16 protein-coding genes are annotated in these 8,342 nt (G+C 31.3%); all 16 read right to left on the minus strand.

Translation table 11 applies throughout. The annotated features are described in order from the left end of the window. On the minus strand, positions 1 to 502 hold a 502-nt coding region (locus C6H17_RS12625), incomplete at its 3' end, for a hypothetical protein (RefSeq protein ID WP_199768874.1). Then, positions 499 to 1,866, minus strand: a complete 1,368-nt coding sequence (locus tag C6H17_RS11690) for a hypothetical protein (RefSeq protein ID WP_020995739.1) — start codon at positions 1,864 to 1,866, stop codon at positions 499 to 501. The genes C6H17_RS11690 and C6H17_RS12625, both read right to left, overlap by 4 nt. Before the next feature lie 10 nt (positions 1,867 to 1,876). Further along, positions 1,877 to 2,242, minus strand: a complete 366-nt coding sequence (locus tag C6H17_RS11695; RefSeq protein ID WP_005219873.1) for a hypothetical protein — start codon at positions 2,240 to 2,242, stop codon at positions 1,877 to 1,879. Positions 2,243 to 2,292: 50 nt separating this feature from the next. After that, positions 2,293 to 2,493: a hypothetical protein gene (locus C6H17_RS11700; protein ID WP_005219874.1), complete on the minus strand. Its 201-nt coding sequence runs from the start codon at positions 2,491 to 2,493 to the stop codon at positions 2,293 to 2,295. 15 nt (positions 2,494 to 2,508) lie between these two features. Then, entirely contained in the window at positions 2,509 to 2,979 is a 471-nt protein-coding gene (locus C6H17_RS11705) for a hypothetical protein (protein WP_005219875.1), read from the minus strand. Continuing rightward, a complete protein-coding gene (locus C6H17_RS12630) occupies positions 2,976 to 3,113 on the minus strand; it encodes a hypothetical protein (RefSeq protein WP_020995740.1) in 138 nt (45 codons plus the stop codon). The genes C6H17_RS11705 and C6H17_RS12630 overlap by 4 nt, the downstream gene beginning before the upstream one ends. After that, positions 3,110 to 3,568: a hypothetical protein gene (locus C6H17_RS13185; protein WP_005219876.1), complete on the minus strand. Its 459-nt coding sequence runs from the start codon at positions 3,566 to 3,568 to the stop codon at positions 3,110 to 3,112. Before C6H17_RS13185 ends, C6H17_RS12630 begins: the two co-directional genes overlap by 4 nt. A gap of 17 nt (positions 3,569 to 3,585) precedes the next feature. Further along, positions 3,586 to 3,936 (minus strand): hypothetical protein, encoded by a 351-nt coding sequence (locus tag C6H17_RS11720; RefSeq protein WP_005219877.1) that lies wholly within the window; start codon positions 3,934 to 3,936, stop codon positions 3,586 to 3,588. A gap of 358 nt (positions 3,937 to 4,294) precedes the next feature. Further along, entirely contained in the window at positions 4,295 to 4,627 is a 333-nt protein-coding gene (locus tag C6H17_RS11730) for a hypothetical protein (protein WP_005219879.1), read from the minus strand. A 9-nt stretch (positions 4,628 to 4,636) separates the two neighbouring features. After that, entirely contained in the window at positions 4,637 to 4,984 is a 348-nt protein-coding gene (locus C6H17_RS11735; protein ID WP_020995742.1) for a hypothetical protein, read from the minus strand. Continuing rightward, positions 4,981 to 5,457 carry a hypothetical protein gene (locus C6H17_RS13190; RefSeq protein WP_005219880.1) on the minus strand — a complete coding sequence of 159 codons (477 nt, stop codon included), beginning with the start codon at positions 5,455 to 5,457 and terminating at the stop codon, positions 4,981 to 4,983. Before C6H17_RS13190 ends, C6H17_RS11735 begins: the two co-directional genes overlap by 4 nt. Then, a complete protein-coding gene (locus C6H17_RS11745; RefSeq protein WP_005219881.1) occupies positions 5,447 to 6,061 on the minus strand; it encodes a hypothetical protein in 615 nt (204 codons plus the stop codon). The genes C6H17_RS13190 and C6H17_RS11745 overlap by 11 nt, the downstream gene beginning before the upstream one ends. Further along, positions 6,061 to 6,765, minus strand: a complete 705-nt coding sequence (locus tag C6H17_RS11750) for an alpha/beta fold hydrolase (RefSeq protein ID WP_005219882.1) — start codon at positions 6,763 to 6,765, stop codon at positions 6,061 to 6,063. The genes C6H17_RS11745 and C6H17_RS11750 overlap by 1 nt, the downstream gene beginning before the upstream one ends. Then, complete coding sequence (locus tag C6H17_RS11755; protein WP_005219883.1) at positions 6,755 to 7,099, minus strand: hypothetical protein; 345 nt, start codon at positions 7,097 to 7,099, stop codon at positions 6,755 to 6,757. The genes C6H17_RS11750 and C6H17_RS11755 overlap by 11 nt, the downstream gene beginning before the upstream one ends. Then, complete coding sequence (locus C6H17_RS11760; protein ID WP_020995743.1) at positions 7,096 to 7,479, minus strand: hypothetical protein; 384 nt, start codon at positions 7,477 to 7,479, stop codon at positions 7,096 to 7,098. The genes C6H17_RS11755 and C6H17_RS11760 overlap by 4 nt, the downstream gene beginning before the upstream one ends. Next, a complete protein-coding gene (locus C6H17_RS13195) occupies positions 7,472 to 8,236 on the minus strand; it encodes a hypothetical protein (protein ID WP_233714126.1) in 765 nt (254 codons plus the stop codon). The genes C6H17_RS11760 and C6H17_RS13195 overlap by 8 nt, the downstream gene beginning before the upstream one ends. Positions 8,237 to 8,342: the final 106 nt, after the last annotated feature.

Consider the following 8,342-nt stretch of genomic DNA (forward strand, 5'->3'; position numbering starts at 1 on the left):
CTACCTTTTTAGATTCTGTGTTATTGTAAGCTATCAGCAAAGAATCTGACATTTTAGAATCTTGTTTTTGTTGCTCTCTTTGTGTTTGTTCTTTTTCTAGTATTTCTTTAGATTCTATGCTTTTACACTCTAGCTTGATATTAAGGCTAGAATCTAGGAGGGAGTAGTTTAATATTGTAAGCGTGCTGTTATTTAGGAATATTTGGAGAGTTTGGGTAAAGCTCTCTTTAGAATCTTTTGTGTCATAGTCTGTTTCGCTAATTAGGTGATAGATGGGTTTAAGTGTATCTAATCCTATATGACTATCTTTAGGATCTAATGTGCCAAAGAAGCATTCGTTATAGGGTTTAGTAGATTCAGAGCCGCCTGTGAGTTCTACTCCCATAAAGTATATTGTAGAGCGTATAGAATCTATGCCTTTAGATTCTAAGACTTTGCAGTCTATGATTTGGTTAGGATGGGCTCGTATTTCCTCTATGTGTTTTGTATCTTCATTGCTCATATACCCTCCTCATATACTACTGATTTTCGCAATGCGTGTAGAGATTGACTCCAATACCTCAAGTCATCTTTACCGCTTAGGATAGCTATGTGGCTTTTATTGATAGAATCTATAAAGCTTTCTGACATATTGGGATAATGGTAATTTTTATATACAGCTCTACACAACATCTCATCACGCAAGATTAATATAAACGAAGCATTATGATTAAGCGTCCAATTACAAGCTGGAATATTTGGGTCTATCTGCTCTATAGGATAGGCTGTATATTCTTGCGTATTTGTATCTCTGTGTTTAGAATCTAAAAGCATTCTTGTCTGAAGCTCATCACTCCACATAATAAAAGTAAAATCCCCTTGTATATTTGTGTATCCTAGATTCTTAACTTTTGTGAGGAGTCTCTCTAATTGCTCATTGATACGATTATACACTCTCATAAAATCAGAACTTTTAGTAATAAAATCTTTAAGCTTATTTTCATAATATTTTTGATTTTGTGTGATAGTCCTTTTGCATTCTGTGCTTATGTCAAGCCCTTTTGTGATGTCTCCCTCAATCCTCAAAGCACAAAATATTTTATTCTGTGTCATACTCCTAGCCCAAGTCCTAAAGGCTTTTGCTCCAGTAATAGATTCTAAGTTAGAATCTATACTTTGGAATTTGCGAAATACTGCATAAAGATATTGTAAATAATGAAATTTTTGAAGCAAAGAATCTCTAGTAGAAATATTATCAGGTAGCCACTCCTCATTGTCGATAATCTCTATGCCTATGGAATCGAGTTTGTTAAGAACCCAAGTAACGCAGTTGTGATATGGGTGCGTATTGACAGGATTTGAATTGTAGTATAAATTTTCAATAGGATTATCAAGTTGCGTATCATCTTGCTTCAAATTCGGTGTCCTTTTCTTTGTCTGCTCTACTTCTGTTTTAATAGAATCTAAGAGTTTTTCATATTGTTCTTGTGAGACTTCAAACACACAGCGGTTTTGTTGCCAAAAAGTAGAGAGTGGTCGCTTATCTATATAAGTGTATTGCTGAAAGTTATCGTGCCATTTTGGTATGTATTGATTATTTTCAAAGACTACGCCCCAATGGCTAGTTTTAGACTTTACAGGAGCAAAGCCCCAAAATCCCTCATCGCCAAAGTTAGAATCTAATATGCTAGGATAGATATTATTATACCACTTATCTTTTACATGTATAAGCGTGGGCTTGTCAGAATCATATCCTACTTGATATTTGTATATATCAACATCTTTGAGTTTATCTAATTCATCAGGGTGTGTATGTGTCAAACCTAAAAAAGCGTGAGGGATATTGCCTTGCATTGGGTGGATATAAATTGTGAGAAAGTATGCCATAGGGAATCCTTTATGAATATGTTTTAAAATTATGACTTAACCAATAAGCGACATACCACCAAAAACTATTTATGCTTATAAAAACAAACCAAAAGCTTGGCTTGTAAATTCTGTATTGTAACTTATTTTTCTTATAAAGAAAATATATAATGGCAAAAGGAACAAGCGAGAGAATACTAAATTGCAAAGCTATGAAATAAAAATCATCATAAGAAAAATTACTAGATAATCCAAAGAATCCAAAACCATTTTTAATAAAAAAACCATAAAGATAATAAAGTGGTTTTATAAATATAGCAATGGAGACTATCATCAATGCCACGCACACAAAGCAATCTAGGATAAATTTAGAACAATCAAATTTTTCTTTTTTCACACGATTTCCTTAAAGTTAGAATCTAATATACTAGGATATACCCTTTCATACTATTTGCCTTTGTCTTTTTTTATCGTATTAAAATAGCAACCTATGAAAGAATCATATTGTGGATTAGAATATTTCTCTAGCTCAATATCGCCTAGCGAATCTAACTCATCAGGGTGCGTATGAGTAAGCCCTAAAAATGCGTGGGTAAAGCCCTCAAAATCAAATAATGGGTCAATATAAATTGTTACGAAATATTGCATAGAGAATCCTTTATATTACTTTGTTGCATACATTAGCCCACAAAAAATAAGAATGGGTGTCGCATTATATGGTAAAAATAAAACATAGTGGATAAAAGTACAATGTTTAGAAACAAGGCAATAAACGGGTTGCACCAAAAGAAAGGGTATAAGCACATAGCTAAACTCTTTACCAAAACCAAGAGTAGAAAATAGTGCATTATGCGAGGCAAGATTGATGATATTCATAATCCCAGCAAAAGGCACGCATAACACAAGCGCGACAATAAAACTCACAAGGAATATCCTCATAAAATTCATACTATAAAATAATGCAAGGTTAGGAACAATAAAGGTCGCAAATATTACTCCGCTATCTTTGATATGATTAGATTCTTGAAACAAAGAAAGTGTAATAAAAAAACATACAGAGACAAGACTTATAACCAGTGCTATATACTCTCTTCTGTAAATAGAATTAATTATTTTAGTTTTTAATTTATTCATATTTTTTCCATTTCAATATCGCCTTGTTTATCTAATTCATCAGGTGATTTACCTTTAGTAAGTCCTAAGAAAGCGTGAGTAAAACCCTCAAAATCAAATAATGGGTCAATATAGATAGTTACAAAATATTTCATTTATAAAATCCTCCTCTTAAGTCAAATACAATATAGATAACTATAATATAAACCAAGCCAACAAAACAGGTATAAAATAATCTTTGCTTCTTTGTAATATACAAAATAACACCAATAATGAGTGCTACAATGCAAGAAAAATATTCATTGTAAAAATAGATGATAGTTATTATCATAGACAATATAAATGAGATTGTATTTTCTTTATATAATAAATTTAGCAAGAAAATAAGCCACATAAAAATAAAGCAAAAAAAATGGTTGATATAAAATGCAACAAATATCTTATCAAGTGAAATACCCTCTTTATTAACACCATATGTATATACAATCATCGAAAATACATATACTACTCCAACACTACACACAAACCACGCAATCTGCCCACTTGTGCTAGAATCTAGCCCTTTAGATTCTAGCTTTGTTTTGAGGTTTGAGTAGATTGGGAGTTTCATTCATTTTTTCCTTTGTTTTATAGTGTTATTGTAGCATGCTGATTATTCTCAAATACCTTACCCCAATGATTAGGAGCGTGTGTAACGGGACCAAATCCCCAAAATCCTTCCCCTCTAAATTCATTGCTTAATATACTAGGATATACCCTCTCATACCATTTGCCCTTATCTTTTTTGATGCTATTAAAATATGAGCTTGTGAATGGGTCATATTGTGGATTAGAATATTTCTCTATCTCAATATCACCTAGTGAATCTAGCTCATCAGGGTGTATATGTGTCAAACCTAGAAATGCGTGAGGGATAACCATAATATCTGTAGTGTTAAAAGCCATTGGATTAATATAAATTGTTACAAAGTATTGCATAAAGATTCCTTTCTATTTTCTGAAATTATAACTGAGTGTGTAATCTACAAAAACAACAAATATCACTAATATCAAAAAACAAAAGATAAGGCTTGTTTTGTAAAACTTATAAAATTTACTATAACAAACCAATGGTAAAATCAATGATGGTGGAACAAATATAATAGTGAATGAAAAATTACGAAAAAACTTCGAGCTGTCTATGAATAAATTTAATGAATATTCAATCATTTGTGTAAGATATGAGATAGGCATAAAAAATACAATGCTTGATACTATCATCAATCCCAAACAAATAAAACAATCTAAAATAAATTTAGCAAAATTAAACTTTTCTTTCATTTTCTAGCCTTTTATTTTACTGATTATTTTCATACACCTTACCCCAATGATTAGTAGTAGATTCTACAGGACCAAATCCAAAGAATCCCTCGCCACTAAACTCATCGTTTAAAATGCTAGGATAGATGTTTTCATACCATTTGCCTTTTTCTTTTTTAATAGCATTAAAGTAAGATTGCGTAAAAGGGTCATATTGCGGATTAGAATATTTTTCTATCTCAATATTGCCTAACTTGTCCAACTCATCAGGGTGTTTGCGTGTTAAGCCCAAAAAGGCGTGAGGGACAACCACAATATCTCTAGTATTGAAATCCATTGGATTAATGTAAATAGTTACAAAATATTGCATAACACTTCTTTATAAATGACTAAAAAAATAATATCCAAATACGGTATAACATACCATAAAAATTAAACTCAAGCCCAAACTCACCTTGTGTATCTTATAGGAAATATTGATTACAAAAAATACAATAAGGCTTAGTGAAAAAAAACCAACGATAAATTCCGCTATATCACCAATAGTATGAATGTCAATATCAAAAAGCCATTGCGTTGGATATAAAAGCCATCGTGTTGGATATAAAAGCCATCGCAAATTATCACTTTTTACTAAAATAGAATATACAATTGGAGAGATTATTACAACCCCAAAACATATAAAACAATCCAAAATAAATTTCTGCCATTGAAATTTATTTTTCATAGATTCTCTCTTATTGCATATTGATTATATTTAAATACCTTACCTGCCACATCACATACTTCGCTTACACCCGTGCCAAAGCCCCAAAGGCCATTGTTATATTCATTTGTATCCATTGTTTCATACCATTTCTTATCGAAATCTTTCCAATCAGCATTTTTAAGCTTTTTATCTCTTAGTTCTTTATCTATTTTATCTAATTCATCAGGCGATTTACCTTTGGTGAGTCCTAAGAAAGCGTGGGTGAAGTCGCCTTTGAGATTCTCCGTGTTAAAAAATGTGCTGTCCTGTGTTTCATAGTTTTTGTAGGTAATGTCTAGTATGTCGTGGAGAGTTATGGGTTTATTAGCTTTATCTCCGCATTCATCCTCATCATTTTTAATTTTCTTGCCTATTAGATGAAAATATCCATAGGAAGCCATTGCAAGTTCTGCATTGTCTCTTAGTTTTTGAATCTGTTGTTTATTTGTCATTTTTGAATCCTCTTGGTGTCATATTTTCTTTTGCTACACGATAGCAAGCCAATGTTTTTTCTATCCACATATCATCGTCTCTTGTTAAATTTGCTATGTCAAAATAATAGCGTCTAGTGTGCCAAGAAATATTAATTGCCATTTGATTGATATTATAACGATTTATTTCTGCTTCATTACTTAAAAAACTTGCTACCATTCCTAAACGAGAATTTATTTCCTTTTCTTTTGTTAAAGTCTCATATTCATAGATGCCCTGTCTGTAAAATTCGTCTTCCTTTGTAATTTTCCAAGTTTTCTCATTCAACTCCTCCCAATCCAAATTCTCTAAATCTGTATCAAAGTAGCTTAGAATCTTGTTGTATTTTTCCTCGTTATTTGGAAGTTCATTAAGCTTACACATATTTTTAAATTGCCAATAACTAGGCTCTAAATAATAAGAATAAGGTGTGCGATAAAAGATAATCAATCCAATACTTCCAAGAAAGACTAAAAACTTTGACACTTTCTCTTTGGATTTAAAGAGGATTCTATAAATAAATGTAAGTATGAGATAAGAAAGAATAGTAGGGATAAAGATTAAAAGGAATATGTATGTTAGCATTAGGCAACACTCCTAGATTCTAAAGAGGTATTATAAGTATAAACTTCATTAATGATACTTGGATAGCTTAAGGCAAAGAGTTGAGTGAGATAGCCTCCTAGAGAATGTCCTATAACATTAATCTTTGTAATGCCTTTTTCTTGCATTAAAGGCTTTAGAGTTTCCTCATAAAAGAAAAGCATATCAAAGTATTGCTCTATCACTCTATTCATATCATTATTATTTGTGCCTATGTAGTAATCATTGATTAAATCTTTGATTTGTTCTAGTTTAAATTCTGTTCCTCTTATGGCTAGGGTGTATTCCGAATCTTTAGAATCTGCTTTTGTGTCTTTAAAAAGCGTAGCAGAGAAGCCTGAATGGGTGTTGGGGCAGTGTTTTAATAAATCATATTTTTCAAAGAATCTTTTTGCTTGGGTGGGAGAGAAGTAGCCTTTGAGTGTGCCTACTGTTTCAAAATCTTTACCCCATTTATCCTTTCCTACAACATTGTGTTTCGCATAACTACTATCCATAATATCAGTAAGAGTAATTTCTTGTGTAACAGGATTCCCACTAAAATCTGTCTTATCTTCACCTTTTTCATCTTTTAACACAACGAATAGTTGATTGGTATCGCTTGTCATTAAATCATAATAACCATAGGCTGCCCAAGCGAGTTCAGCAGCATTTTTCATTTTATTTATTAATAGTTTATTTTCCATAAATTTCTCCTTTTTGCACCTTGCTATACCAATCTTTGTCCCATTCGTTATAGAAATTATTACAGTTTATCCACTGCTCTTCCCAATACAAATCTTCTATATAGCCTTTTGGCTCATATATGCCAGTATACCAAACACCATCAATAAATCCATTCTTATCTCTGTATTTATTTATACTTTCTGCATCTCCTACACCTTTGAAAATAAAATCATATTGCATTTTACACATTTTCTTAAATTTCCAATAGCTTGGCTGAAAATAAAAAGAAAGTGGTGTATAGTAAAATATCCCTAAGCCCATAAGAATCAAGAATCCATAAAATATTTTTTTCATTCTACTTTTCCGATTAACTTTTTAGTTTCTTTATCTTGAAACAAACAAGCGTGGAAACCCTTTTGCTGTTTATTGTTTTTGTTATCAAACTTAGGATAGAAATCTAGTAAATCATATTTTTCAAAGAAATTTTTAGCTTGAAGCGGGGACATATCGCCATCAAGTTTGTCATCAAAAACCCAACCTGTATCTTTAACTTCATAGCCTTTGTAGGTAATATCTAAAACATCTGTCGAGGTGATGATAGAATTATTTTCTCTCTTAAGTGTTTCTAAGTCATCATCTTTAAATTGCTTACCCAAAAAATGAAAATATCCATAAGCCGCCCAAGCTAATTCTGCGTTGTCTTTTAGCCTTCCAATCATTTCTTTATTATTCATTGCTAATCCTTCTTATACCAAAATAATTACATCCCCTTTGATTACTTTTAACTCTATGCCACCTGTAAGTAAGTCCAGAGAAATAATACTCTTCTCGATGATGCTTCCAAATTACCGCAAAATATATTCTTTTGATATTCTTTTTATTTAACTTGTTTTGATTACCTAAAAAAGCAATAGAAATTTTTATTCTGTTGCTATATGGTATGAGTTCTAAATATGCTCCATATGTATATTTATTTTTTTTATAATATATTGATTCTTTGGGTAGTTTATGTATTTTATTATTTAATAATTCATAATCCAAACTATCCAAACTTAATCCAAAGTAACTTAAGATTTTGTTATACTTCTCTTCATTATCCGATAATTCATTAAGCTTACACATTTTCTTAAACTCATAAAAACTAGGCTCTAAGTAATAGGAATAAGGCGTATAATAAAATACAATTAAGCCCACTGCTCCAATAAAGACTAAAAATTTAGAAATTTTCTTTTGTGATTTAAAGAGTTTTCTGTATATAAGCCACCATATAAAATATGAAAGAGTAAAGACAATAAGGAGAAAACATATTATTACTAAAAACATTGTAATTCCTTTAGGAGTTTGGATTCTGCATTCTTTTGTTTTCTTTTTTCTCCAAAGAGGGTAGCTGAAAAGCCTGATTCGGTATTTGGTTGATAAATATGGAGAGTGTATCCCAAACCTTGTGAATTCTACCCCCGCAACCCTCACATTTAATCTTAAAAGCCTCATGTATTCCTTTATTATTCCTGATTACAATTGTATTGTATATTGTAGCATAAACCTATATGTTTCAAATCATTGGGCATTTTCCCTACCTCACCCCAACCCTTACTCT

Source organism: Helicobacter rappini, assembly GCF_900198625.1.
Lineage (GTDB): Bacteria > Campylobacterota > Campylobacteria > Campylobacterales > Helicobacteraceae > Helicobacter_A > Helicobacter_A rappini.

What these genes read in the sequence shown, in the direction of transcription:
- C6H17_RS11690 (WP_020995739.1), bottom strand. Translation starts at nt 1,866, where the DNA reads ATGGCATACTTTCTCACAATTTATATCCACCCAATGCAAGGCAATATC.
- C6H17_RS11700 (WP_005219874.1), bottom strand. Translation starts at nt 2,493, where the DNA reads ATGCAATATTTCGTAACAATTTATATTGACCCATTATTTGATTTTGAG.
- C6H17_RS11705 (WP_005219875.1), bottom strand. Translation starts at nt 2,979, where the DNA reads ATGAATAAATTAAAAACTAAAATAATTAATTCTATTTACAGAAGAGAG.
- C6H17_RS12630 (WP_020995740.1), bottom strand. Translation starts at nt 3,113, where the DNA reads ATGAAATATTTTGTAACTATCTATATTGACCCATTATTTGATTTTGAG.
- C6H17_RS13185 (WP_005219876.1), bottom strand. Translation starts at nt 3,568, where the DNA reads ATGAAACTCCCAATCTACTCAAACCTCAAAACAAAGCTAGAATCTAAA.
- C6H17_RS11720 (WP_005219877.1), bottom strand. Translation starts at nt 3,936, where the DNA reads ATGCAATACTTTGTAACAATTTATATTAATCCAATGGCTTTTAACACT.
- C6H17_RS11730 (WP_005219879.1), bottom strand. Translation starts at nt 4,627, where the DNA reads ATGCAATATTTTGTAACTATTTACATTAATCCAATGGATTTCAATACT.
- C6H17_RS11735 (WP_020995742.1), bottom strand. Translation starts at nt 4,984, where the DNA reads ATGAAAAATAAATTTCAATGGCAGAAATTTATTTTGGATTGTTTTATA.
- C6H17_RS13190 (WP_005219880.1), bottom strand. Translation starts at nt 5,457, where the DNA reads ATGACAAATAAACAACAGATTCAAAAACTAAGAGACAATGCAGAACTT.
- C6H17_RS11745 (WP_005219881.1), bottom strand. Translation starts at nt 6,061, where the DNA reads ATGCTAACATACATATTCCTTTTAATCTTTATCCCTACTATTCTTTCT.
- C6H17_RS11750 (WP_005219882.1), bottom strand. Translation starts at nt 6,765, where the DNA reads ATGGAAAATAAACTATTAATAAATAAAATGAAAAATGCTGCTGAACTC.
- C6H17_RS11755 (WP_005219883.1), bottom strand. Translation starts at nt 7,099, where the DNA reads ATGAAAAAAATATTTTATGGATTCTTGATTCTTATGGGCTTAGGGATA.
- C6H17_RS11760 (WP_020995743.1), bottom strand. Translation starts at nt 7,479, where the DNA reads ATGAATAATAAAGAAATGATTGGAAGGCTAAAAGACAACGCAGAATTA.
- C6H17_RS13195 (WP_233714126.1), bottom strand. Translation starts at nt 8,236, where the DNA reads ATGAGGCTTTTAAGATTAAATGTGAGGGTTGCGGGGGTAGAATTCACA.